This window comes from Chroococcidiopsis sp. [FACHB-1243] (genome assembly GCF_014696895.1).
GTDB lineage: Bacteria > Cyanobacteriota > Cyanobacteriia > Cyanobacteriales > Chroococcidiopsidaceae > Chroococcidiopsis.
In genome coordinates, this window is record NZ_JACJQX010000031.1 from 1 (window position 1) to 26322 (window position 26322).

Genomic DNA, 26322 nt, shown 5'->3' on the forward strand with positions numbered 1-26322 from the left:
GTTCATTGGATGGAGAAGATCGTGAAATGTTGACCGATTCTCTTTTCACAGAGAAGTATCAAAAATTATATGAAGATTTGTCTCAGGATTCAACATTTCTGGTATATAATGTAAAGGATTGTAGCCAGCAAAACGCAGAATTAAAAAACAAGCCCAAGAATATTTTCCTGCAAGAATCGCTTCAATAATCTGATTAAATTGTTCTGAGGTGATTGCTTTTTCAAGTTTGGTATGAGAGTAAAAACTTGGCGAATTCATAGTTTTCCTTTCTGAGTTTGAAAAAAATCAGTTTTATAAATTTATTCCACCTTTTTGCAGCTGCTTGATTGGTTCTAGCAAGATATCTGCAACACGACGGCGACGGATTACAATCTCAGCAGCGGCAGTTTGACCAGCCCTAAAGTAAATAGTTTGATAATTTGCAGTAACGTAGTTACGCTCCAGCGCTACTTCAACTCGGTAGACTGCACCTAGTTGCTCATCTGGCTTAGCATCAGACGAGATAGAAATAACTTTGCCTGGTACAATGCCATAATCCTGATACGGGTAAGCATCAAACTTGACTTGTACTGGCATTCCTCTCTTCACAAAGCCTGCTTCTTGATTGGGCAAGCTGGCAGATAAAATTAGCGGTGCACTGTAGGGAGCAACTTCTGCAATCGTTTGTCCAGGTTGAACTACTTCGCCGATGTTGCGAAGGTTGAGGGACGATATAAACCCATTGACAGGAGCATAAAGAAACTTCTGTGTGAGCTTTGTCTTAGCACTGTTAAGTAAATTCTTAGTCTCAGCAATTTTGCCCTTTAACTTAGTCATTTCAACGCCTAGTTGCTGAATTCGTTCCTGTGACTCTAACTGGGCTATATGACTCTCTGCTTGCTTTTGATTTAGTTGTGCTTGAAGTCGATTTGCTTCTGTCAAAGCCTGCTGAAGCTCACCTTGATTCTGAGTAATATTACGTTGACGATCGCTCAGGGATTGCTCCGCTTCAAACAGGCGATCCCTGGCGATTGCGCCTTTTTCGATAAAAGGTCTTAACCGATCCCGTCGCGCTTGAAGGGTAACAGCATCAGCTTGCAGTTGAGCCAAAAGCTGACGCGTGGTAGCTGCATTTTTTTGAGCTTGAGCGATCGCAGCCGCCTGAGCTTGAAGGTCTGCCACTGCAACTGCTTTACGTGTCTTAGCTTCCAGTCGAGTTCTATCGATCGAGGCTTGCATTTGGTTCAATTGTAATTCGTCTGCTGTCAACAGTTTCTGTAGACGTTCTACATCACTCCGTTCTAGTTGAGTGTCCATTTCTACTATCATCTGTCCAGCTTTCACTACCTGACCTTCTTTAACGGCAATGTGGATAACCTTGCCTAATTCAACTGGATGAATTTTATAGACATCTCCCTTTGGTACTAACTGTCCTCGGGCATGACCCACTTGTTCGATCTTGCCTAACCATGCCCAAGCACCAAAGACCAGACAGAAAATTGTTCCACCTAATATTAGTTTCTGGGGAAGGTTTGAAGGTGGCTGGTCAAGTACAGTCTGTAAACCTGTAGACCAGTTGGCTATACTCGAAGCACTAGGCTGTGAAGTTATAGCTGTTATACCATCTGGATTTGGGGAATTGGCAGTTGCTGAAATTACTGCGATCGAATGACTTACACCTTCGCAGATAGAAACTTCTTGAGAAGATGGAGTAGAAGCTTCTCTGGCTATATTTTCAAAGTTGGAGTCGTTGCCTTTAACTAGTGGATCTGTTTGCATGGCTTGACTTTACTTTTATCTGAACGGGGTTGATAATTTTTGCATAGTTGTAGCTTAGAAATCAAAACTTTTTCTTATCTAGTAGATCCTCATCTATATGATTAGATAGCAATTCTGACTCCAATGCAGTCGTGCTATGTCGTGCTATTAAATGTTTCAGGTGTAGGCGTAAACCTTTTCCATACATTTTATAAAGCTGTCAACTGAGTTAACCTGCCAATTTGGCAGATTCATTTGCCAAATTTTGTTAAGAGGATGTATTCAGATCTACCTAGAACAAAAGTTCTAGTAGTGGCTTTAAATTTCAAGCTGCTGCTGGGCTAGGTGGTAGTAAAGACCTTGTTTAGCTATGAGTTGTTCGTGAGTACCACGTTCAACCAGAATGCCTTGGTTTAACACGAGGATACAGTCGGCGTGACGAACGGTTGAGAGGCGGTGAGCAATGACGAAAGTGGTGCGATCGCGGCTAATGCGGGCGAGATTCTGCTGAAATCGTCGTTCCGATTCGGTATCCAGAGAGCTAGTAGCTTCATCGAGAATGAGAATTCGTGGGTCACCGAGTAAAGCCCGCGCGATCGCAATTCGCTGCCGCTGTCCGCCGGAAAGAGTAGAACCCCGCTCCCCCACTTTCGTGTTATATCCCAACGGTAGATCTTGAATAAAGGCGTGGGCTTCTGCTAGTTTGGCAACCTCAATTGCTTGCTCTATGGTAAACTCAGGGCGGTAAAGCGTAATGTTTTCTAAAATTGTTCCAGAAAATAAAAAACACTCTTGGGGAACGACTCCTAGTTGCGATCGCAAAGATTGGGGAGAAGCATGTCGGAGATCGCGATCGTCTATCCAAATCCGACCGCTATTCGGATGATATAGACCCTGCATTAGACTGACTAAAGTACTCTTGCCAGAACCACTGCGACCTACAATCGCCACAGTTTGCCCAGAGCAGACTTCAAAACAAATGTTTTGCAGGGTGTTGCGCTCCTCCTCCTGGTCATACCGGAAGGTCACATTTTCAAACCGCATATCACCGCGTAGACGGGGCAATCTCAATAAGGAATTGTCGGGTCTTTCTTCTGGTTGAGCCGAGAACACGTCATCCAGCCGTTCCACCGAGATTATGACCTCTTGGAACTCATACCACAGGCTAACCAGTGCCAGAATTGGGTCAATTACATTACCGATCAGCATATTAAAAGCAACAAACTCACCAATGCTGAGCTGATCCTGAATTACGAGCTTAGCTCCGTACCAAAGCAGCAATGTGCTGCCTACGGTGTTAATTAATCCGCTGAATGCTTCTAATCCGTTACTGAGTTTTTGACTGCGAAATTGAGTATTTAGAGTGGTAGTAAAAAGATCTTCCCAACGCCAACGTAAATCTCGCTCTGCCGCTGCCGTTTTGACCGTTGCGACTCCAGTTAACATTTCTACTAATGAGGAAGTTTCCGCTGCGTCTTGCTTGAAGATCTCCCTAGATATACGCTGCATTAAAGGTGTTGCTACTAAAGTCAAAATTATAATTGGGGGGATGATTGCTAAGACGAGCAGCGTTAACTTCCAGTTGTAATAAATCATCAACCCCAAATAGACAAAAATCATCAAGGCATCTAACCAAGTAGCGACTGCTTGGCGGGTTAAAAATAGCTGAATCTTCTGGTTTTCCTGAACTCGCGTAATAATGTCACCAACTTGCCGCGATTCAAAAAACTGCAAGGGTAACATCAAGGCATGGCTGATAAAGCCACTAATCAGGGTGAGATCCAATCGGTTGGAACAATAGTCTAGTAGGTATTGTCGAATTGCAACTAAGCCAACCCGCCAAACACCAAATAAAAGCAGTCCCAGAGCAAAGACATGCAGAGTTATTAGACTTTTCTGTACCACCACCCGATCGAGAATTACCTGAGTAAATAGAGGGGTAACTAGACCAAAAACCTGGAGTAACACCGAAACCAGGATAATTTGCCAGATTACAGAGCGATAAAGCCAGAGCAACCCCCAGTAGCGACCTAGAGAGCTTTTTTCTGTTTTAGCGGTTGCCAGCCGATCTGTGGGATCTAGAAGCAAGGCGTATCCCGTCCAGCCTTGTTCAAATTCCTGTCGCGATAGCGATCGCTTTCCCACTGCTGGGTCAGCAATTAAAATTCGAGCGCCCTTGGCTCGATAGACCACTACATAATGATCTCCTTGCCAGTGGGCAATCCAAGGGTTGGTCTGATTAATTAAGCGACCCAAGCTCGCCCGTACAGGTCGTGTCTGAAAGCCTAAGCTTTCTGCCGCCCTTGCTAAACCTTTAAGTGAGGCTCCGCTACGTCCTATTCCAGCTAGCTCTCGTAGGGAATTAAGACCAAATTGCTTGCCCCAATATCGTCCAACCATTGCCAAACAGGCAGCACCACAGTCAGAAGCACTCTGTTGCTGAATGAAGGGATGTTGCCAAAACAAGCGATTCAGATGCCACTTTCTAATAGGTTGAGGAAAAGCAACTGCGGCAGATTTAGTTTGAGGAGCTTTAACAACTGAGTTTGACTCCGGCGAGCTTCTAGAAAACTTTCTTGAGCCTTGTTGGTTGTTCTGATGCTCGGCTGATGGGGACAGCCTAGCAGCAACTTTAGCTGCTGTCAGTCTACGCTGTCCATTGCTGGAGACTTTGGCTGAATTAGTCTCAGCTACTGTAGTTGCTAATACTGGAGCGATCGCTTGAGCTGTTTCCCAATTCTTTCTAGGGAGATAGTAAACTAGTAAATCCGTTTGAGCTAACCAATCTGCTGGCAGCGTTGGCTCAGGATATCCCCAGTTTTGTCCTACTACAGGGGTTGGGTATTCCCCTTGAGTCTGGATCTTACCGCTACGCAGCCAAAAGCGACCGGAAGCGGCAGGAGTTGCTTCAACCAGTAGTTGTCCGCTGTTTACTTTTTTTTCCACCAAGTAAGGTAAGAGCTGTCGCAGTTGCTTGCTGGGAAGCAATCGTAGTTCAGTGGTAGTTTTGAAGAAAATCAAGCATTGTCGTTGCATTGCTTGTTGATGCAAATAGTCTTGCAGAGCAGGTAACTGCTCTAACCAAGTCTCCAGCGTGGCAAGCGGCATCCACGCCACTTGAACGGTACTGGCAGCGATCGCTCGGGTTAGTATAGGTCGATCGCAAAATACAATTTCTGCGCCGAAGGTCTCCCCAGCTTCCAGTACCATAGTTGAAACTTCTTGCTGGTTTTGAATATTCAAGTCAAGCAATCTTACTCTACCCTGGTAGACTATATAAAAATTACAACTACTACGCTTGGGATAAATAAAATTTTCTGAACCAGCAGGGACGGCATAATTAATCAGCTCATCACCAAGCTGAAATTCACCGATCTTAAAGGCTCTACTAAATTCCAAAACGAGGTTAGTATCTACTGAATCTAACCTTAGACAATTAAGGACAAGATGAGCAATAAGGGAAGCATCCTGAGAGTTTTTGTAAAGATGCTCTTGAGATCCTAAGCTTCGATCCATCTTTGTAAGCCTATCAAGTTTATGGATGTTAAATTTTAGATTTAGAACAAGTTTTGTTTCATAAAACTAGTTTATACCTCTTATTCAAGCCATTTATGCTCAAAGCAATTCCTAGTAAAAAGAAGTAAATTCTTTTCTAAATTTACCAAGATTATCTAAAATTACAGCGGCATCAAAAAATGCATTTGGAGAATAGACTTAGAATGTTATTTTTGAAAAATTGTATTAAAAAAATCTCCTACAAGATATTAGAATTGAGTAGTTTTCTTAAGATTATCGTCAATAAAATATAGCAATCCAAATTGATTTATGAACGTTTCTCGTGTAGAGACGTTACATGTAACATCTCTACACGGGCAATCGATTTCACGATTCATCTAGGATTGCTATAGACAAAAATTGATTTCAACTAACTTACTTCGGCTAGAGTATTTAACCAATACAATTATATAAATAGCTGATTGTTAGTTGTGTATAAGAAAGCGTATAACTTTCCATGATTTAAATGTATGAGTTGTATGATTTATTATAGTTTGCGCCTTTAGAAATATTAGAATTAGACAATTCGGCATTTTGGTAGCAAGCGTACAGAAACTAGCACTGAAGCTGAAATCTTTACAGGGTAACGGTTATAAGCATTAAAATTAAATATAGTGCATTTCATCTGCCCCTACGCCTCTGGAAACAATCCTAATAGGGCATTCAGGCATCAAGTAAAGTAGGCTATAGATTAGCCCTTAAAGGAGTCATTTCCCTGACTGAGGTTAACTAGTCCCACTACCAATTACTAATACTATTCAAATCGTAAAAGGATCGATCGCGTATCTGTGCCACCGCTTTTGATATCTTTCAGCAACAAAAGGACGGACGACAAATTTGGGGGGACAACCATCTTGCACGTCAATTCGCAAACAAGTGTAAGGACGGCGTTTTTCAGATTGATAACCTTTGCGACCGATAAAAAGATGCGATCGCGCCACTAACCTTTCTTCCGCTTCTCCTTCCATTAAATCTGTCCCTTCTTCGCGCTGGCGGCGCAAGCTGTAACCGCTTCCACCACAAACAATCCAATTGATATTGGAATCAGCGTGTCCCGTGTCTGTGGTTTTTAGGTATTCTAAACAGTGCGCGTGACCGTTTAAAACTAGATCGACAATCGGACGACCTTGAGGAAGAGAACCCACAGCCTCAGCGACTCCGTTGAGTACGCTACGCAAGCGATCGCGAACTGCTAAAGTTTGCGCTTGATGCCATTTGGTTGCCTCAGTCACGTAAGGGGGATGATGGAAGTACAGCACCCTACCCCGTACCTCATCTGTATGCCACGATTCAATTAATCGCTGTTGCAACCAATCAAGTTGTTCGGTGTCGGTGACAACTGCTTTGTTAATAGCTAATTGCTTTTCGATATCGACAATAATTTCCTCAATCTGCGACAGTTTGACTTGTAAATCGTCTAGTTGTTCTGCATCGTCAGGATCGGCGGGATTCAGCTTGTCCGATGCATTGAGAATTTCCAGCTTTTCTTGTTCGAGGCGATCGCGGCGTTGTACTAACTGCTGACGACGTACTTCTCCCTCTGGGGTAGTTGATAGTGGGATCGGGTCGTTGAACGTGTTGGAATCTAAAGCAAAGAAATCAATTCCGCCATAGCGAAAAGTATAGTAGCGATTGGGCAAGCGAGTAAAATGCCCAGGTTCGTAGCGCAAGCAATAACCCGTGTCCGTTTTCGCCGTGTAGTACTTATTTAAGTGGCGATCTAATTCACCTGGCAACTTCAATGCTTTGAGATAATCTAGAAATGCTCGCGCATAGGCATCACCATGTTTAGATCCGTGCCAACCTACATCAAAATCTCTTCTAAATTTAAGCAGACGACGCACGGGTAATGTTGTCAAAGAGAGCGCGCCAAATAATAATGGCAAATTGTAATAATCGTGATTTCCCAGAACTGGTAGGATGGGCGACTTAAAAACCATGCGGTCGTAGGCGATCGCTTTTGGATTTTCGCCACCGACTAAAAACTCTCGATAAGGCTTGATGAAGTTATCTAGATAAAACTCGCTCGATCCAACTAGATAAATGACATCACCCGTGTGTAGCATAAAACTGCTGTCGGCAAGATGCGGCTGCAATAGTCCAGCTACCTCGCGTTGGGGATTATTATAGCGGTGCGAACCAGTGCCAGTATCGCCGATAACCAAAAACGAAAACTCTGGATCGTCCGCTCGATTATCTTCTAGCACTAGCCGAGTTTGGTCAATTCCTCGTCGTTGAATGATAGGATCTTGCCACCGGACTCGTTCCTTCATTCTGCTAATTTTGTCAGCGATCGCGGGATCGGACACGAGTTTCAAGGCTACTTACCTCTAGATGCTTAAACTGCAAACCACAACAATCGTAATTGTAGGTCTATTTGTAGAGCATCTATCAATATGGGAATTTGGCTAATAGTTGACGGTTGACAGTTGACGGGAGTTATTGGTAGGGCGATCGCGCTAAGTTTGGTGTCGATCGGATTCAGTTTGGGAATACTTGGATCTAGGGTGCTGCAAGGTTATCAACACTTGAACAAGCCCCAGATTTACAATTATTTTTAGGTTCCAGTATTATGCAAACTGTTCAAGTTGAGTACTCAGGTCAAATCCAAGTCAATACAGGCAAAAACTCTAGAGAACTTTACGCTCATCAAAACGAGGCTATCAAGGCACTGGATCGGAAAAATCAGTCTCCTTTTGAAGGCTTATTGGTTTTGCCTACGGGTGGTGGAAAGACCTTAACAGCCGTTCATTGGTTACTACGTAACTTTATTGATAAGCGCAAAAAAGTTTTGTGGATTGCTCATCGACATGAGTTACTCGATCAAGCATTGGAAACATTAAAATTTAGTGCTTATTCCTCGTTATTGAACGATATCGAAAAATTTAGATACCGCGTGATTTCCGGTCATCCTAAGCACGATCGCCCTGTCAACATCAAACCAACTGACGATATTATCATTGCTAGCAAAGATAGCCTCAATAGTGGACTGAATTATCTTATAGCTAATTGGGTCAGACACTCTGATACAATCCTCTTGGTAGTTGATGAAGCACATCACGCGACAGCAAAAACCTATCGTAAATTAATTGATAGCATTAAGCAGAACTTTAAAGAGAGAGGGAGAACAGATGGTTTTAGAATGCTGGGATTGACGGCAACTCCATTTAGAACAGATGAAGGAGAGCAAGGTTTACTTAAAAAAGTTTTCCCCGACGATATCATCTTTTCAGAACATTTGAGAACGCTTATTACAAGAGGAATTCTTGCTGAACCAATTTTTGAAAATTTAGAAACAAAACTAAAGTTTTATCAAGAGCTAACTGATAAAGACATAAAAACAATTGAGAATTTTGACACATTACCTACGAAAGTAGCTGAAAGAATTGCAAAGTCTAGTATCCGTAATAGACGAATTGTGGAGCGTTACGTTGAAAATCGAGAAAAGTATAAACCACTCTTGGTTTTTGCAGTTGATATTCAACACGCAGTTGAATTAAATAGTTTGTTCAAAGCTAGAGGAATTGAAAAATCTGATTTTTTAGTATCAAATATCGTGGATGAAAATACGGGAGTCAAAATTCCCGTGAAGAAGAATTTAGAGAAAATCGAGCGATTCAGGACAGGGAAACTTGAGGTTCTCATTAATGTAGAAATGCTAACTGAAGGAATTGACTTGCCAAATGTCCAAACTGTTTTTCTAACGCGCCCAACTACTTCTACAATTTTGATGACTCAAATGATTGGTAGAGCATTGCGCGGGCAGACAGCAGGAGGTACCGAAAAAGCCTATGTTATAAGCTTTATTGATAACTGGGAGGATAAGATTAACTGGGTTAACCCTGAGAAATTGATTGACATAGAAGGTGTAGAATTTGTCGATCGAGATATCGAGACAATGAAAAGAATTGCTCGACTTATCTCAATTGAGAAAATTGAAGAATTTGCTATTATAATGGATGATTCCATCGATACTACTGCTTTAGAAAAATTAGATTTTCTAAAGCGAGTTCCTGTTGGTATTTATCGCTTTTCTATTCTTGAGCCTTCTGAATCCGATGAGCCTGTGTCCAGAAACTATGACGTGCTTTTATATAGCGATACTGAAGAAGCTTACGATAGTTTTGTCAACGACTTAGAGGCTATATTTAAAAATATTGATATTGAAAATAGAGAAATATTAACTGAAGAAGAGTTAAAATATTTACTAGAACTTACAAAAGAGCTTTATTTCCCAGATTATCCTTTTCTACTTGGTTATAGAGATGCTGATGTTGAGAATATTTTGCGTTTCTATGCTCAGAAACAGATGGAACCAGAGTTTATTGCATTTAGCGAACGTAGAAAGTGCGATGTATCAATTGTGGCAAGGCACATCTATGAGAATGATTTAACGCTGAAGCAAATAATTGAATATCTCACTTCATTGTGGAACGATAGCAAATCTTTTTGGCAAGTTTTATTTGGATACAATTATCTTTATTTTAAAAAACAAGTAGACATTGAAATTAACAAGCTAATTGGAGCCTACCCCGATCTCATAGTCACTCCCCCGATTGTAATTCCTGACACAGTTCCACTGGAAAGTCTTTCACTTGTTGAAATTCGGGAAAAAGATCCGGCTGAATACCGAGATATTAAGGATGCTGTTTTTGCTAAACACACAGATGCAAAAGGATTCATTACCTGTGCAATTAGTGGGTTTAAGAGTCAGATGAGAAGGGATTTTCAAGTAGATCATACTATACCAATGTCAAAGGGTGGTTTAACCACATTGGAAAATCTTCAAGTGCTTTCCCGTAAAGCACACGCAGAAAAAACTCGGTTAGAAAATCTAAAAAGGTAGTGGATTGTATGCCTTGAGTGAACTTGCATCCTAACGAACACTCTGTAGCGAACGGTTGAAATTCATTGGTAAGAATGCCAAAATTATCTAACGTCGCTCAACAGACTCGTTATCCCACTTAGTTCTCTGTGGGATAGGACAAGTATTACTCAAAAATCAGGTTATTAAGTTAATAGTCTTTGATGCTGAAAATGAAGCGATCGCGCAATGGATACCCAGTTAAAATACCGCAGCATCATTAAGAACGTGCTCAACAAGCATGCTGACTATCGTGCAACTCTGCCTGATGGTTATACCTGTCAAGTTATATTTGACGATGAATGAGGGCAATATCTAGTTCTGGATATAGGCTGGAACGGCGATAAATATCTCCACGCAACACCTATTCATCTGAGTTTAATTGGTGATAAAGTCTGGGTGCAGTACGATGACACGGAAGAAGGCGTAGTCACCGATTTAATGGAAGTAGGTATTCCTAGAGAGAGTATAGTGCTTGGATTCCGACATCCAAAAGTACGACAGCATACAGGTTTTGCTGTGGCATGACGATCGCAAGTAGCGATGCATGAGTCACAATTTAATAGTAAAACTGTCACGTTGATGAAAATCGGCTTGCGTACCGCAATGAGTTAATGCCCAATATGTCATTTCATCAGATTTTGACTGAATCACAGACGCGATCGCAACTTCTATTTTCTGCTCTATTTCTACAATTTTATCTAAGTCAAGTTCGAGATTTAACAATAAATAGTTGGGGCGATTATGTACAACAAATGGTAGTGACGTAAAGGCTGTTTCTATTTGCATTCCTTGACGATAATCATCAAAATGATAAATATTCCAGTCTCCAGAAGGTGAAAGGTTAAACTCCCAATATTGGGGAGAGCCTTCAATTCCTAGAAAGAACTCTAAGCATGTTTGTTGCCATAATTCGTCTTTACGAGCAGGCGAATCTGTTACTGCTGGAATGGCTAATTCTACCAACTGCCCCAAAATCTGGTATTGGATAGTAAGTTTATCGAATTGCCGATCTACAATACCTGAGATTTCAAGCTGAAGCGGTGGATTATCGGAGGGGAATGGCTTCAGGAAAAAAGTGCGATCGCTCATTTTAAATCTCGTCTTAAATCTTGTACGATCGCGCTAATAACCGATTGTTGAGTTTCAATACTTTGGGTAAGCTGAAATTGCACTAGCGCTCTAACAAGATTGTGTTCTGCATATTTTACCTTAGAGAAGTGAACGTTACCTACTAAATAGTCGGTAAAAAACCGCAATCCTAATTCAAAAGCTAACAATCGGATTGAGTCGTATATATATTCGTAATCTTTTTCAGTTAAAAAATCTTTTGCTTGTGAAACATAGCCTTGTAAAATAGCTTGGGCAAGTTCTGTTTCAAAGCGTACCTCTTGCCATTGTTGAGTTTCTTCACCCAAAGAATTACAACTCGATCGCAGACAGTCACCAATATCGTAGTGAATTAAACCAGGCATCAGTGTATCGAGATCGATAACACTAACAGCTCGTTCGGTATTATTGTCAAACAGAACGTTGTTAATTTTGGGATCGCCATGCATTAAACGCAAAAGCAATTCTCCGCTGATTTTTGCATCTTCTAAAACACTTACCCAATTTCTATGAGTCTGAATAAACTGCAAGCAGAAATCTATTTCAGGCGACTTGCTTTTGTCATATTTTGCCAGCGCTGCATCAAATTGCTGAAGGTAGCGCGGTGTAATGTGAAACCCTTCTAACGTGACGGCTAGCTTTTCGGGGGGTAAATCGCTAACTAGGTTGTGAAACCTACCAAGGGCGCAACCAGCCTCTCTGGCGCGATCGCTATCTGTAACAGTGTCAAAAGATTGTGCGGCTTCGATAAAGCCAATCGTCCGCCAAAATGCGCCTTCAGGAGTCACCCAATATTCCCGATTATCTTGTGTTAGGATGACGCTTGGTATTTCCCAACGGCGATCGCTATTCCAATCTTGCAAGCGCTGGGTCGCATGGTCGGTAAAGACGCGCATATTCTGCATTACCAGTTCTGGCTGGTGAAATACATGCGTGTTAATGCGTTGTAGAATAACGTGTTTTTGAGTTGAGTTTCTCAGCGTGACTAGAAAAGTATCGTTAATATTGCCATTACCGAAAGCTTGAATGTCTGTGATTTGACCTCTTACATTAAATTGGTTGGCGATCGCCACCAAGTTGTCTATAGTTTTGCTTTTTAGATCGATCTCTTTTATCATATGTGTTCCGATTGTTGGTGCGTTTCGCCGATCGGTCGAATCACACCATTTGCCTTGCACTAAGACAAGCTGACAACCGGATATTATGCATCTATCTATAGGCTGAAGCAGGTAGCTTTTACTAAACTTTGCAATATCAGTTGTCAGTTATCAGTTATCAGTTATCAGTTAACCGTCTTCACGCAGTGTAGCGCAGCGTTTACTATTAACCAAAAACCAACCTAATACAAGCAAGATCATGGGTTCTCCAGAGTACAAATGGCTGGAATGGGCGAAAAAGCTAGAGGCGATCGCGCAAACTGGTTTGACTTATACCGAAGGAGTGTTTGACAGAGAACGCTACAAATCCCTACGGGCGATCGCGGCGGAAATTATGGCAACTTATAGTCATGTCGAGCCTAGCTACATTCTCGATTTATTTTCTCAAGAGGTTGGTTATGCTACCCCAAAAGTAGACGTGCGGGCGGCGGTTTTCCAAGAAGATAAGTTGTTACTGGTAAAGGAAAAAGTTGATGGTTGCTGGTCGCTACCAGGAGGCTATGCTGACATAGGCAACTCTCCTAGTGAAGTCGTGGTGCGCGAAGTTCAGGAAGAATCAGGATATCTCACCCGCGCCGTCAAGTTACTTGCAGTGTACGATCGCGACAAGCAGGGACATCCACCTTTCGCTTATGCTGTTTACAAATTACATTTTCTTTGCGAACTTATTGGTGGTTCTGCGTCAGCTAGCATTGAAACTGACGAGGTAGCTTTTTTTGGCGAAGATGAAATCCCTCCCTTGTCTTTGACACGGGTAATGCCAACTCAAATTACTAGAATTTTCCACTACCACCGCCATCCAGATTTACCGACTTATTTTGATTAACCTCGATGTAGAGGCGTTACATGTAACGTCTCTACACATGTAACGTCTTTACACCATTACCGCATTTTCTCCATCCACTCAATGCCTTCTTTGAGTTTATGCCGCATTGTTGCTGCATCTGCATGATAGCGACGACCGTGACCGGGTAATACCCACTCAGAAGAGTAATCTAACAAGCGATAGGTAGACTTAATCAGTTCTGACCAAGAATACCAGCAGACACCTGGAAAACCTGCTAATATTTGGTCGTCATCATCCCAGGCAATATGATCGCCTGTAAATAGAAACTTGTCTTTGTAGAGTAAAACTGTATGCCCTTTGGTATGACCGGGAACGGGAATAACTAACAAATCAGATGCTAATTGATAAGGTTCTGTACCAGCAATCTTAATTTCTGCATTGCGCGTACTGCCAGAAATTTCATCTGTGTGAATAACACGGTTGCACTTAAATTTATCGTGATATTTCTGATGATCGGCAACATCATCGCGGTGGGTGAGATACATATACCGAATTCCCCCCATTTGTTCGATTTGTTTTACCAACGGCGGCGTAAAACGGGGCGAATCTACTAACACGTTGCCCTCTGGACGCACAATTAAATAACTCGCTGCCCCATAGGAATTTTCAGCATGATAGCCGCAGTGATAAACATTTTCGGCTACAAGAATCGGAAAACTTTCCTGTACAGATTTAATATCTTTAGGCTTTTCTACCGTACCGATAGAACTGGTAGGACAAGCAAGTAAGGCTTGCAGCGCTCGCAATCTTTCTGTTTCGTTTGCAGGTTGATGATAAACTGTCGATTGTTCGCCAGTACGATTAAATACTTCTGGAGTCATCCAACGACAGGTATCGCAATCAATACAGGTGGTATCGACATAAAAATCCCCATCTGTATTTTGAGGGCGACGTAAGTTTAAATGAGCCATATCAAACCTCTTTACCTATAGCCCAATTCCTAGCTAGGTCATGGCGGTTAATTACATCATAGTCATTACGAGTATGAATTAACATTGATTTGTAGGGGCGCACAGCTGTGCGCCTTTACGAATTGATGGCGATCGCAGAGAATTGCTATTAACTACTAACTCACCAAATCAGGAAACACCTGCTGCACGGCGGGATGGACTAGGCGATGATTTTGAACGTTGACACCAGCCGCTAAGAAAGGATTAACTTCCACAGCTTTTAGACCCAAATTTGCCAATTGCAACACGTATGGTAGGGTACTGTTATTTAACGCTTGAGTTGCCGTCCAAGGTACAGCTCCAGGCATGTTAGGAACGCCATAGTGAACGACTCCCTCTTCTACATAAACTGGGTTAGTGTGAGAGGTTGGGCGTAAGGTTTCAATACAACCGCCTTGATCGACAGCAACATCTACAATCACCGCACCAGGATGCATTTGCTGGACTAAGTTGCGCGGGACGAGAATTGGCGCTTTGCGTCCAGGAACTAAGACAGCACCGATGAGTAAGTCAGCCTGAGAAACAGCAGCTTCAATCTGAGCGGAATTACTGTAAAGCAGTTCGACTCTAGAACCAAATATAGTTTCTAAGTAGGATAGGCGATCGACGTTGACATCTAAAATTTGTACGGCTGCACCCATTCCAACAGCAATTCGCGCCGCTTCCGTACCGACAACACCACCCCCCAGGATGATGACTTTACCTGGTCTTACGCCTGGTACGCCACCCAACAGTACACCCCGTCCCCCCTGCTGGCGTTCGAGAAACCGAGCGCCAAACTGCACTGAGAGACGACCTGCAATAATACTCATGGGAGTGAGTAAAGGAAGTTTATTATTACCAGGTTGTTCTACAGTTTCGTATGCGATCGCCGTTACGCCACAATCAATTAAATGTTCGGTCAAAGCGCGATCGGCTGCTAGATGCAAGTAGGTAAATAATAACTGCTCTTTTTGCAAAAATTTATATTCCGGCTGGAGTGGTTCTTTCACCTTCACGACTAACTCTCGATTCCAAGCAGCTTCTGAAGTGGAAACGATCTGCGCCCCGGCTTGCTGGTAATCTGTATCGGTAAAGCCAGCCCCCGTTCCAGCTTCAGTTTCAACAAAGATAGTATGTCCATTTTCGTGCAGTACCCGCACGCTAGAAGGACTTAAACCCACCCGAAATTCTTGGTCTTTTGTTTCTTTGGGAACGCCTATTTCCATGTGCTTTTCTTTTTGCTTTTCTTTTGGTTGGATACTCCTCTCTCTAGCTTATGCTTGACAACTCTCATCTTGTGTGTAAAACATGGCGATCGGCTTTTTCAGTTGTCAGGAAGCAGGGAGCAGGGAGCAGTGACCAGTAGTGACCAGTAGAGAGTGATTAATTTCATCTGATAGCGGTTTTCAATTGGATGCAATACACGTCTGGTAGGGGCGCTTTCTCCGTGTGCCCTTACAAATGTCATCCATACAATCGAGAATTGCTATGAATTGCGTGCATGGTGCGAAAAGGCGCGAATTATCCATTACCCATTACCCATTACCCATTCCAAACTCTAAGTTACGATTTTCTTAACACTAGCTTGCAGAAAAAAGTGTCAAAATATATGTAATATGGTTAAAAATTGTAAACGAAGATCGCGTTAGCTGCTCCAGAAGTTGTTAGACTTTCGAGGCTATTATCAACAGTGAACTTTAGTAAATTCGTGTAATTCAAAGGATAAAAACATGACTGCCCAACCTCAACCAACAACTACACCTAGACTAGAAGAACCGAAGTTTGGCTTCAATGAGTATGCCGAGCGCTTGAACGGACGAGCGGCGATGATCGGTTTTTTATTGATGGTGGCGATCGAAGTTATTACCGGACACGGCGTACTAGCTTGGCTGGGCTTGAAATAGTTATCTAGCAGAAGTGCCGCTTGTATTGCTAGATATAGCATTGACAGCAATAAGTTATGTGGGTGAGGTATATTGGTAGTACCTACAGAGCAAGACAGTACCTTAAAATACAAGCGGCTTTGAGCAGTAGGTCTTAGAATTACATCCAATCTGAGATAATAGCTAAAATAAAAGTAACCATATTGAAATGAACGCCGCACTACCTAGATTTTTGAAGTCAGCATATAGGAAAGAGCCGCTACCTGCCTTTTTGATCACAATTGGGGTAGTTGATGCAGTTATCGGCGGGTTTGGCGATCGCTGGTCGCTATTCACGATCGGATTGGGAACTGTAGGAGTTGCGATCGCTCTACGATGGTGGATGATTTCGCAGAAGCGACAACCAGAAGCACCCCAACCCTTAGCTCAGCATTATTTACCCTACCACTCTTCTAATTCAGAACTACCACCATTATCTGCACCCAAGCAGAGAAGACGCAGGGAATAAGTTGTAAGTCGTAAGTAATTGACAATTGGTTACTGGTCACTGATAACTAGTCACTGTTTAAGTGCTGCTTTTAACATTTGCCGTACGTTGTCAAAACCACGTTGTAAGCGATTGGGATGATTGTATAAGCGTCCCAACAATAGAGTTCCTTCGATCGCGTTCATCAGTTGTTCGGCTAAGTTATCGGGATCGATATCAGACCGCAACTGAGTTTGTCCTTGACGAAGTAATTGAGCGATCGCGAAATGCCATTGGTCAAACACCTGGATTAGATGTGTTTGAAATGAAGCATCGTATTTTGCTAAATCGACAATTAAGTTACCTAAGAAACAGCCGCCACAATCTGGTTCGGTAAGGTGTTTTGCTTCTAGGCGATCGATTATCCACACCAGTTGTGCGATCGGATCGCTAGTATGTTCGGCAGCAGGCTCGATGATATGAGTCTTAATTTGCTGCCACTTATAATCAATCAGTGCGTGAGCTAGTTCATCTTTGGACTGAAAGTAATTGTAGAAACTTCCAGAAGAAGTACCGCAGACGCTAAATAATTCTTTGAGTCCCGTAGATTGAAACCCTTGATGATGAATCAGATCTAAAACCGAGGCTAAAATGTCTTCGCGAGTCCGTTTCAGGTTAACCATTTAATCAGTTATTAGCTATCAGGGAGCAGGGAGCAGGGGAAGAAAAATGGCTTCTGACTTTTCCCCTTGTCGATTCATAAACTTACACCCGCAACTCTTCAACGGCGCGGGTTTCGCGAGATAGGTGCAACTCTAATTCGGCTTTGAGTTCGTGATAGGCAGGGTGGCGGTCGAGACTTTCGCGCTTGCGGGGACGGGGGAAGGGAATATCGAGTACTTCGACAATTTGAGCGGCGGGACCCCGACTCATCATCACAATTTTATCTGATAGTAGCAAAGCCTCTTCAATGCTGTGGGTAATCAGAATTGCGGTTTTGTGTTGTTGCTCCCAAATTCGCGCAATTTCATCTTGCAAAAAACCCCGCGTCAATGCATCTAAAGCGCCAAATGGCTCATCCATTAAGAGAATTTGCGGATTGATTGCCAAAGCTCTGGCGATACCGACTCTTTGCTTCATTCCTCCCGATAATTCATGGGGATGTTTTTGTTCTGCACCCCGCAACCCGACTAGATCGATATATTCGCGCACGATCTGTTTTTGCCGATCGCGAGACATTTTAGGATAAACCGTTTCAATCGCAAAGCGGATATTTTCTGCTACACTCATCCAAGGCATCAGAGAATAATTTTGGAAAACGACACCGCGATCGGGACCTGGATGATGAATTTCTGTCCCATTCAGCATTACCACACCGCTAGTAGGTGGAGTCAAACCAGCAATAATGTTTAGTAAAGTTGATTTACCGCAGCCAGAAGGACCGATAATTGAAACAAAGGTATTCGCTGAAATTTCTAAATTAATCTCAGCGATCGCAATATAATCCGGCGAAGTACGACGCAATAGCCGATCTACTAAGCTCTGTCTTCCAGGAAAGACCTTAAACACATCCTTCAGCACCAACTGAGTCGTGTCTTTAAGTGTAGGATCGAGTGTATCAGTATAGGAAATCATATTGGTAGTTAGTAAGTCGTAAGTAAGAATTAACTGCTCCCTGCTCCCTGCTCCCCGCTCACTGACCAAAAGACACCCAACTGTGTAATAGTCCCAAGAGGCGATCGAGGAGAATTCCTACAAGTCCGATAACGACGATCGCGGTGATGATGCTGGTGACATTGAGGTTGTTCCACTCGTTCCAAACAAAGCTACCGATACCCGTTCCACCGACAATCATCTCGGCGGCGACAATGACTAACCAGGAAATACCGATACTAATTCGCAATCCTGCTACGATTTGAGGTGCGGCTGCTGGTAAAATGACTTTGGCGATCGTCCGCCAGCGAGATGCTCCTAGAGTCCGTGCTACGTTGAGGTAGTCGCGAGAAACGTGGCTGACACCAAATTTGGTATTAATTAACGTGGGTGCAATGCTCGTAATTGCAATCACAAACAAGGCTGTTGCTTCGGAACTTTTGAGTATTGCTAATCCTAATGGCAACCATGCTAAAGGAGAGACGGGACGTAGCAGTTGAATAAACGGATCGACGGCTTTGGAAACGACTTCTGATAACCCGATCGCAATACCTAGAGGAATAGCGATCGCGGAACCAATGAGAAACCCGATCGTGACTCGTTGTAAACTTGCGAGTAGGTGCAACCCGATCCCTTTATCGTTAGGACCATTATCGTAAAACGGATCGACGACCCAACCCCAAAAGTCGGCGATCGTCCGACTAGCAGTAGGCATGACAGGAGAAAATAGCTTCAATTGCACTCCCAATTCCCATACGAGTAACAACGCAGCTAGGAGTAAAAAGAATAAAATTGTGGCTTGTAAATTGGGATTTTGAAGCCAAATATAAGGTTGCCAAAACTTATTTTTGGAATGCGATCGCTGCTTGGATAATCGTCGGGAGTTGTCCACCATTACCTCTAAACCTTGAACTGTTTTTTCTGTTCTTGTAAATAGGCTTCAACTTTACCAGGGTCAAAGTCACCATTTTTCAGTTTTTCGATCCGCGTAGACTCCGCAGGTGGATTTTGTCCCAATTCTTTCGCCAGTTCCCTTGCTAAATCTGTCATATAGACTTGGGTGGCAATTTCTTCATATTTTGCCTTTTCTGTCGGCATTAAATCCCAGCGTACCATTTGAGAAGAAATCCACTTGGCAAAGCTTTTCCACGGATAGGGATCGAAGCCAATCCGATCTGGTACGTCTAGTGTTTGTCCTAAACCATTGTCAAATTTCCCCGTCAGCACGGCTGTAAGAACTGGTTCCGGCTGGTTGAGATACTTGCGTTCGGACATTGCCTTGGCGACCTCCTGACGGTTTTCGGCAGCGTTGGCATGTCCGGCGCTATCGATAATAGCTTTGTTAACGGCGCGGAAGGTATTCGGGTGGCGATCGATCCAACTTTGGCTAGCAGCAAAAGCACAACACGGGTGTCCTTGCCACAGATCTTTGGTGAGTAGGTGAATGAAACCAATTTTCTCAAAGATTGCCCGTTGTCCGAAATTATCAGGCATCAGGAAAGCGTCAATTTGTCCTGCTGCCATTTTTGCGACTGAATCCGGCGGGGGAACGATTTCTATTTTTACGTCTTTGTCTGGATTCAATCCCCCCGATGCGAGGTAGTAGCGCAGTAACAAATTATGCATTGAGTAGGGAAAAGGCAACCCGATAGTCATGCCTTTAAAATCTGCCGCAGTTTTGACCTTATCTTGATGTTTGCTGGCAACTGCGATCGATTGTCCGTTGATGTTTTCAATACTTGCCAGTCGAATCGGGAAGGCAGAAGAACCCAAACCCAAAGTCATTGCAATCGGCATCGGAGACAGCATATGATAGGCATCGAGTTCGCCGGCGATCGCAGATTCCCTGACTGCTGCCCAGTTTGGCATTTTCTTCAGCGTTACGTTTAACCCATGTTTTTGAAAAAATCCTAGTGGTTCGGCGGCGACGATGGGAATCGAACAGGCGATGGGAATAAAACCAATTGTTAAATCGGTTTTTTCTAACTTACTCGGATCTGCGGCATTCGTAACAGTTGCGTTTGGTGCTTGCGAATTATTGTTACCGACACAACTTGCAGCCGTGACAACTGCGGCGGCGGCTGCAACTTTAATTAAAAAATCACGGCGGCGAAACTTGCTCAGACGGAGTGCATCATTGAAAAACTGGGTTGAGCGATCGCCAAAAGCTGCTGCAAAAGCCTCTTCTAATCCTCCGGCAAGCTGGATCAAATCGTAGCAGATCTGACGTTGTCCTGGTTCAGCGCGATCGAGCATCTGGAGTACCAGAGTCTTTCTAATTTCGGCTTGAGTTAATGCCCGTGCGAATTCCAGTGTCTCTCGTGAATAGTGTCCCATTTTACATAGGTCGTCCACCAAATCAGCTGGATCTTGGGGCATTCCTTCCAGAAATTGTTGATGATCTGCGGCAATGTGCGAACCACCACAGGAACAGTTGGCGTTAGCGGAGCTTAACGAAGTTATCGCGTTTAGTGAATATATGCCATTCTCGCTAGGAGACTCTAGTAGAGTCGTCATAATTTGTTTTTGCGTTCGGTTAGTTAATGTTATGAATCTATCAACTATTGACAAGTTTTTTGTGTATTTTAATACAGCAAAGTTTTTGCATTTTTTGTGTCGCGCAAAGACGAGCCAGTGCGTTGCGGAGCTAGCGCCGTGCGGGGGTTTCCCCCGTTGAGGCGACTGGCGTGAAGTTTCCTCCGTTGTAGCAGCTGGCGTGCAAAGCCGCAAAGAAAAGATGCAAAAGTTAGGTGGTTGGTAATTCCGAATTCCGACTTCCGAATTCCGACTTCTCTATGTCGTGTAACATTTTTTTCAACTGTTTTAATGCTGGGGTGACGATCGCGACGAAGTATGATTCGCGTAGTTTTCTTTCAGCTATGCCACCGTGTAAGTAGCCTCTTGCGCCTACGTGTAGCATGGCGGCGTTTGCTGCCCGTAAGGAGAGTTCTGAGGCATCAATTCGGGCTTGAACGATTTGTTTAAAGAGGGGGCGATCGCATCCTTGTTGGCTCATCTGGGTGGCGATCGCGTAGGTTTTCTCGCGAGTCGTTGCTAGACTAGCAGCTAGGTCTTCTACTTGGTCGTCTAGAAAGCAGTTGACGTGTCCGTAGCGTTGATTTGCCCGTTCCATAATTTGGATACAGCTAGCTACTAGACCCAAGCCCATGCCAACTTGCGTCAAAATAAACCCAGGACGGATACGATTGACATATTCTTCGCAGGGGGCGGCGAGAATTAATTCGTCGGGTACGAAGACATCGCGGAAGATACAGCTGTAAGTATTACTACCCTCTAAGGCGATGAAATGGGCGTTGCAACGCAGAGTCAGTCCTGTGAGTTCGTCGGAAACGATCGCCATGAGGTAGTCATCGCTATCTGCTAGTCTTGCCGCAATACCAAAGTGATGTCCTGCACCTAAGTTGGAAACCCAAGGTAACATACCGTTGAGTACGTAACCTCCAGGTTGACGTTCGGCGACGAGGGCGATTTTTTCAATTCCGGCAAAGTGTTTCATTGGGTTGGATAAACCCGTGCCACCTAAAACTTTGCCTGTAGCAACTAAGGGGAGAAGGTGCTGTTTGAGGTAGGTATTGTCACTATTCTGCATGTACCAAGTGCAGGCTATTTGACACCAAGTCATAAACCCAGTACACAAACATTCTTGGGAAATAGCTTCGATCGCTTGGACTGCTGCTTTTAAGCCGTTGCCAGCACCGCCATATTCTACCGCAACCGCCTGCCGATAACCGCCCAATTCCCCTACTAGGTGCATGAACTGGCGAGGATATTGTCCTTTGAGATCGATGTCTGCAACTTGCGGTGCTAATTGGGTCGCGATCGCTTTATGCAATTCTGCCAGCATGGTTTCAGGTGCTTGCGTCTTTGCTACTGCGCGATCGGATAGATTTGAAACTGCTTGCATACTAGATACTAGAATTCCTGAGCGACAACACAAACTCATGTATATTTAGATTTCTTAACATTATGACTTGCTGAGATTGGCAAGTCTGTCTTCTCAGTATCAATTCACGCTCAATTCAGAGTAGAGACGCAATAACTTACGTATGCCTCTCTACACAAATATCTGCTACCTCTGTGACTGTCCTCTGTGTTCTACTGCTCACTTAAGAGCAACATCTACATTTACAGGCAAGCGAAATGTGTTGGCAACTGGCGACCAGAAATTTGCATGAGCCACTAGATCTTCTAGTTCCTCTTTGCTAGCATCCCCTTCTAAATCCACTTTGACGCGGACATCGGTGAATCCCAACCGCTTCTCTGCTAAGTCACCAATTCCCCAGACACCCGTGATATTGATGTCACCTTCTAGTTCCAGTTCTAGTTTTGTGAGAGTAATTCCCCGCATCACTGCGTTAGCATGAATGCCTACAGATAGGCACGAACCCAGACAAGCTAGCATTGCTTCTGATGGATTGGGTGCTGTGTCTTGTCCTAGCAGGGTGGGAGGTTCGTCAATAACGTGTTCTGGTAAGTCCCGAACGTAGGTTAAATTGCGAAATTGACCTTCACAAACCGTCTTCACCTTCAAGGACTTGACAACATTGGGATTTGCCTTAGCAGTCGCCGCTAATTTCTCTAACCCTTCTTTACTCACCGGACGCAACGGCGTTTTTATCTCTGCTTTGACAGTAGATTCAGTCATAGCCCTGACTCAATTAGAATGTTCTATCTAATTGAACCAGATCTTGTTTGGTAATGCAGTACACTAAGTTACCAAATGTCATAGGTAATTGGTAATTGGTCAGTAACTAGCGATTGACCATCAACCATCAACCATCAACCATCAACCAATTACTGTAAAATCTTAAAGTTAAGATGGCTCAAAATTATTGTGACTTACTGCCTGGGCATCATTACCAAACACGGTTTAGTTATGGCGGCGGACTCGCGCACGAATGCCGGGGTAGACTACGTATCTACATATCAAAAGCTATATGATTTTTCTCAGCCAGGGGAAAGAGTCATTCTGCTGTGTACGGCGGGAAATCTTTCGGTGACGCAAGGCGCGATCGCGCAGATGCACAGAGATATTAGAATTCCAGAAGAGGCTAATTTACACACCTTGCCAACACTCTACGATGTCGCCCGCTACATCGGCGCTAAGATTCGGCAGATTCAAGAGCAAGACCGTATATGGCTGAAACAAGATGGCATTGATGTCCAATGCACTCTGATTTTGGGAGGGCAAATTCGGGGACAACCGCCAGAACTATACATGATCTACAGTCAAGGTAACTGCATTCATGCCACTTCAGAAACTCCATTTATGCAAGTTGGAGAGACTAAGTACGGGAAGCCCATTCTAGACCGCATACTGGATTTTAACACGACATTGGAAGCAGCAGCTAAATGTGCGTTACTGTCGATTGACTCTACGATGAAGTCTAATATTTCGGTGGGACCGCCAATTAATTTAGTGGTGTATGAAAAAGACTCTTTCAAAGTCCAGCACGATTTGCGGTTGCGGTTGGGTGCGCCGTATTTAACTAAAATTCGCAAGCAGTGGGAGACTTCGTTGCGGGAAGCTTTTGAACGAATGCCTGATATTGACTGGGAACGCGACACGGGTGGGGAAGTTGCAGATTTTCCCGATACTTAAATCGGTATTACGTTTACGGAATCAGGAGATACTATACTGTTGTTAAATTCCAGAGCATGAGTTAGCGATCGCAACTCATATCCACGTCACTAATTCCTGATACTTTCACAAACTATTCATCGAAAATTTCTACTTCCTTCACAAACTATTCACCTTTTTGGTTTAACTTCAAAATTAATCAACAACAGAGGAGATTTACGCCATGACTTCCTACATTCCTTTTGAAAACGCCCTTCAATTCCTTGCTGCTGCTTATCTAGCTTCTGTTTTCGGAATTATGGCTATTTCTCAATTCTGCTTGGCAGCGATTGAAACTTCAGAAGAATCAGTCAAATAATTTAAACAAAAGTATGTCTTGATACAGTATTTTTTGAGACGACGTGCATATCGCTATCGAGAAAAATTTGGCTCTACAATTGCTGGAAAGTTAGCATAGTTGCGCCGCACCCAATCCATACCCACCTCGTTATTAAGCTTGATATGTTGAGGTGTGTTGGTATAAAGTTTACTTAAGATCTCTGCATCTTGCTCGATGACGACTTCTACTAGTCGCAAGAGGTTTTGTTTAATTAAATGAGCAATCGGGTGATGTGCTTTCACGAACATCAGAACGTAGACACGAGAGTGAGTTTCTGATTCGGGAAGGTAAAAATGGTATTCTTTTAAGCTCAACAGATTTTTTCACGCACCACCCTTCCGATAGCATTGCACCCATGTGCGGACATGCATTCGGCAAGCAACAAATGTTACCCGTACTATCCTGCCAAAGTACGTAGTTTTTACCGTAAAGCGACACCTTCATCGGCTGATTCGGCTTGAGCATAGAACGGTGCGCTAGCAGCCAGGGTGCGCCTTGTAGCATGATGCAAACTGCCTTGAAAATAACTTACTAATTAATTAGTAAGCTTAAAGGGATGAGGAGGCGATCGTCAAGTAATTCAGCTATTCTGATAACAGCTCGACAATTGGAAGATCTGCATAAGCAGCACGAATCTCTTCTAAATTGCCAGGATTATAAGTATCCTGCCAAGAAAGCAAAAAGCGAGAGCCGATGTTTCTCAAGTTTGGTGGAATAGAGGATGTGGAGATCTCCCAATACCATTCTCCATCTAACATCCCTTTTCCAACTAGACGCTCAAGAATAACTCTTGTATAGCCACCATCTAAATGAAAATCAACCCTGACAGGTTCAAACCGCCAATACAGGCTCATAGAGTAAGTTAGGCTCGGCAGATACCTTATGATAAAGCTAAACAAAAATATTCAGTATGAATATCACCTTAAAACCAGAGCAAGAAAAGATAGTCCAGATTTTGCTGGCATCAGGTAAATTTAAGAATGTTGATGAAGTCATTCAAGCAGCACTGCACCTGCTAGAAGAAGATGATCGTGAATACCAGCAGTGGATGATTGAAACTCGCGCTAAGGTTGAGGAAGGAATCGCATCGCTCGAACGTGGGGAAGGAATCGATGGTGAAACATTTGTCAACCAGTTGTTAACAAAGTTCAAGCAGGTAAGAGAAGCTCAGCAATGAGTCAGTATATTATTTCTCAACCTGCCTCCCGCGATTTGCAAGACATTCTAAACTATTTTGCAGTAGAAAATGTAAATGCTAGTGAGCGCTTTCTACAGTCGTTCAATAAAAAATGTCAGCAGCTCGTTAGTTTTCCTAATATGGGACAACAGTATGATAATTTACGTCTCGGCTTACGAGGACTACCGTTAGATGGGTATATTATCCTCTATCAAGTTGGAAAAGATAGAATTGAAATCGTCAGAGTTGTGAGTGGTAAACGCAATTTAGAAACTCTGTTTGCAAATCCAGAAGAGGAATAGCAAACATGGCGCGATCGCACCCTATTAAAAAACAATTTCGACATGCGGAAGCGACACAAAAACAGATTCTTGATGCCGCTGAATTAGAGTTTGCCAGACATGGACTTAAAGGCGCTCGAATGAGCGATATTGCCGATCGCGCTCAAATTACAACTGCGACAATTCACTATTATTTTGAGAACAAAGAAGGTTTATATAAAGCAGTTTTGCAACGTCCAGTTAATGAAGTACAGGCGATGGTAAGTCACCTAAAACTAGACGATTTATCACCAGAAGAAGCACTCAAACAAATTATTCGAGTTGCGATCGCCTACGAAGCAAAAAATCCCTATCGTCAGATGCTTTGGTTTCAAGAAGCCAGTCAAAATCAAGGTTTTTATTTCAAACAAAGTAACGTAGAAAGTCTACACGAACACTTACTTAAAGTTTTGAATCGCGGTATGGAAGCAGGTTATTTTCGTTCCCTCAATCCATTTTTAACATTAACTCATATTTTAAGCGTTTGTATTTTTTACTTTACCGTACATGAGAATTGGAAACATTTAGATAATGGAAGCGATCGCCTCAGTAAGGAAATGGTAGAAAAACATACTGAGGCAGCAATTGAATTTATTTTGGCAGCGGTAAAAATCTAATCTGAATCTGCCGAACAATATTT

23 protein-coding genes and 3 pseudogenes are annotated in these 26322 nt (G+C 43.2%); 10 read left to right on the forward strand and 16 right to left on the reverse strand.

The features are described from left to right. Positions 1-99 precede the first annotated feature (99 nt). The 4 genes and pseudogenes from H6G17_RS34755 to H6G17_RS21700 form a co-directional block, all read right to left on the reverse strand. A pseudogene (locus H6G17_RS34755) lies at positions 100-258 on the reverse strand (HetP family heterocyst commitment protein); the annotation flags it as partial. 33 nt (positions 259-291) lie between these two features. Continuing rightward, entirely contained in the window at positions 292-1758 is a 1467-nt protein-coding gene (locus H6G17_RS21690) for an HlyD family efflux transporter periplasmic adaptor subunit (RefSeq protein ID WP_192160704.1), read from the reverse strand. A 297-nt stretch (positions 1759-2055) separates the two neighbouring features. Then, entirely contained in the window at positions 2056-5253 is a 3198-nt protein-coding gene (locus H6G17_RS21695; RefSeq protein ID WP_192160705.1) for an ABC transporter transmembrane domain-containing protein, read from the reverse strand. 797 nt (positions 5254-6050) lie between these two features. Then, a complete protein-coding gene (locus tag H6G17_RS21700; RefSeq protein WP_192160706.1) occupies positions 6051-7610 on the reverse strand; it encodes a metallophosphoesterase in 1560 nt (519 codons plus the stop codon). Positions 7611-7864: 254 nt separating this feature from the next. Here H6G17_RS21700 and H6G17_RS21705 point away from each other — a divergent pair, with 254 nt between their 5' ends. Next, a complete protein-coding gene (locus H6G17_RS21705; RefSeq protein ID WP_192160707.1) occupies positions 7865-10138 on the forward strand; it encodes a DEAD/DEAH box helicase family protein in 2274 nt (757 codons plus the stop codon). Between the two features lie 207 nt (positions 10139-10345). Beyond that, a pseudogene (locus H6G17_RS34760) lies at positions 10346-10684 on the forward strand (XisI protein). 24 nt (positions 10685-10708) lie between these two features. Here the strand turns inward: H6G17_RS34760 and H6G17_RS21715 are convergent. Beyond that, the gene (locus H6G17_RS21715) at positions 10709-11248 is read right to left on the reverse strand and encodes a DOMON-like domain-containing protein (protein WP_192160708.1); all 540 of its coding nucleotides are present in this window, start codon (positions 11246-11248) and stop codon (positions 10709-10711) included. Next, entirely contained in the window at positions 11245-12384 is a 1140-nt protein-coding gene (locus H6G17_RS21720) for an aminoglycoside phosphotransferase family protein (protein ID WP_192160709.1), read from the reverse strand. The genes H6G17_RS21715 and H6G17_RS21720 overlap by 4 nt, the downstream gene beginning before the upstream one ends. Before the next feature lie 238 nt (positions 12385-12622). Here H6G17_RS21720 and H6G17_RS21725 point away from each other — a divergent pair, with 238 nt between their 5' ends. After that, complete coding sequence (locus H6G17_RS21725; protein WP_192160710.1) at positions 12623-13249, forward strand: NUDIX hydrolase; 627 nt, start codon at positions 12623-12625, stop codon at positions 13247-13249. Between the two features lie 56 nt (positions 13250-13305). On the opposite strand, the gene H6G17_RS21730 is transcribed toward H6G17_RS21725, so the two are convergent. Both H6G17_RS21730 and ald read right to left on the reverse strand, forming a co-directional pair. After that, positions 13306-14181, reverse strand: a complete 876-nt coding sequence (locus H6G17_RS21730) for an MBL fold metallo-hydrolase (RefSeq protein ID WP_192160711.1) — start codon at positions 14179-14181, stop codon at positions 13306-13308. A gap of 155 nt (positions 14182-14336) precedes the next feature. Continuing rightward, positions 14337-15428 (reverse strand): alanine dehydrogenase, encoded by a 1092-nt coding sequence (gene ald / locus H6G17_RS21735; RefSeq protein ID WP_192160712.1) that lies wholly within the window; start codon positions 15426-15428, stop codon positions 14337-14339. Positions 15429-15932: 504 nt separating this feature from the next. Here ald and H6G17_RS21740 point away from each other — a divergent pair. Continuing rightward, positions 15933-16106, forward strand: a complete 174-nt coding sequence (locus H6G17_RS21740; RefSeq protein WP_192160713.1) for a chlorophyll a/b-binding protein — start codon at positions 15933-15935, stop codon at positions 16104-16106. 187 nt (positions 16107-16293) lie between these two features. Further along, positions 16294-16593, forward strand: a complete 300-nt coding sequence (locus H6G17_RS21745) for a hypothetical protein (protein WP_192160714.1) — start codon at positions 16294-16296, stop codon at positions 16591-16593. 50 nt (positions 16594-16643) lie between these two features. Here the strand turns inward: H6G17_RS21745 and H6G17_RS21750 are convergent, their stop codons facing one another. From H6G17_RS21750 to H6G17_RS21775, 6 genes are all read right to left on the reverse strand, one after another. Next, a complete protein-coding gene (locus H6G17_RS21750; protein WP_192160715.1) occupies positions 16644-17234 on the reverse strand; it encodes a TetR/AcrR family transcriptional regulator in 591 nt (196 codons plus the stop codon). A gap of 82 nt (positions 17235-17316) precedes the next feature. Beyond that, a complete protein-coding gene (locus H6G17_RS21755) occupies positions 17317-18186 on the reverse strand; it encodes an ABC transporter ATP-binding protein (protein WP_192160781.1) in 870 nt (289 codons plus the stop codon). Positions 18187-18244: 58 nt separating this feature from the next. Continuing rightward, on the reverse strand, positions 18245-19099 hold the full coding sequence (gene ntrB, locus H6G17_RS21760) for a nitrate ABC transporter permease (protein WP_192160716.1): 855 nt from the start codon (positions 19097-19099) through the stop codon (positions 18245-18247). A gap of 5 nt (positions 19100-19104) precedes the next feature. Beyond that, entirely contained in the window at positions 19105-20721 is a 1617-nt protein-coding gene (locus H6G17_RS21765; RefSeq protein WP_192160717.1) for a CmpA/NrtA family ABC transporter substrate-binding protein, read from the reverse strand. A gap of 229 nt (positions 20722-20950) precedes the next feature. Further along, positions 20951-22129 carry an acyl-CoA dehydrogenase family protein gene (locus H6G17_RS21770; protein WP_192160718.1) on the reverse strand — a complete coding sequence of 393 codons (1179 nt, stop codon included), beginning with the start codon at positions 22127-22129 and terminating at the stop codon, positions 20951-20953. A gap of 198 nt (positions 22130-22327) precedes the next feature. After that, entirely contained in the window at positions 22328-22870 is a 543-nt protein-coding gene (locus H6G17_RS21775) for an OsmC family protein (RefSeq protein WP_192160719.1), read from the reverse strand. A 189-nt stretch (positions 22871-23059) separates the two neighbouring features. Here H6G17_RS21775 and H6G17_RS21780 point away from each other — a divergent pair, with 189 nt between their 5' ends. Both H6G17_RS21780 and H6G17_RS34220 read left to right on the forward strand, forming a co-directional pair. Then, on the forward strand, positions 23060-23827 hold the full coding sequence (locus tag H6G17_RS21780) for a proteasome-type protease (RefSeq protein WP_192160720.1): 768 nt from the start codon (positions 23060-23062) through the stop codon (positions 23825-23827). Positions 23828-24029: 202 nt separating this feature from the next. Further along, positions 24030-24164 (forward strand): hypothetical protein, encoded by a 135-nt coding sequence (locus H6G17_RS34220; protein WP_277876056.1) that lies wholly within the window; start codon positions 24030-24032, stop codon positions 24162-24164. 53 nt (positions 24165-24217) lie between these two features. On the opposite strand, the pseudogene H6G17_RS32790 reads toward H6G17_RS34220, so the two are convergent. Next, positions 24218-24629: pseudogene (locus tag H6G17_RS32790) on the reverse strand (Rieske 2Fe-2S domain-containing protein). A 140-nt stretch (positions 24630-24769) separates the two neighbouring features. After that, positions 24770-25039 (reverse strand): hypothetical protein, encoded by a 270-nt coding sequence (locus H6G17_RS21790; RefSeq protein WP_192160721.1) that lies wholly within the window; start codon positions 25037-25039, stop codon positions 24770-24772. A gap of 56 nt (positions 25040-25095) precedes the next feature. Here H6G17_RS21790 and H6G17_RS21795 point away from each other — a divergent pair, with 56 nt between their 5' ends. The 3 genes from H6G17_RS21795 to H6G17_RS21805 are packed head-to-tail and all read left to right on the forward strand — an operon-like array spanning position 25096 to position 26299. Beyond that, positions 25096-25362, forward strand: a complete 267-nt coding sequence (locus H6G17_RS21795) for a type II toxin-antitoxin system ParD family antitoxin (RefSeq protein WP_192160722.1) — start codon at positions 25096-25098, stop codon at positions 25360-25362. Beyond that, positions 25359-25664, forward strand: a complete 306-nt coding sequence (locus H6G17_RS21800; protein WP_192160723.1) for a type II toxin-antitoxin system RelE/ParE family toxin — start codon at positions 25359-25361, stop codon at positions 25662-25664. The genes H6G17_RS21795 and H6G17_RS21800 overlap by 4 nt, the downstream gene beginning before the upstream one ends. 5 nt (positions 25665-25669) lie before the next feature. Next, positions 25670-26299: a TetR/AcrR family transcriptional regulator gene (locus H6G17_RS21805; RefSeq protein WP_192160724.1), complete on the forward strand. Its 630-nt coding sequence runs from the start codon at positions 25670-25672 to the stop codon at positions 26297-26299. Positions 26300-26322 lie beyond the last annotated feature (23 nt).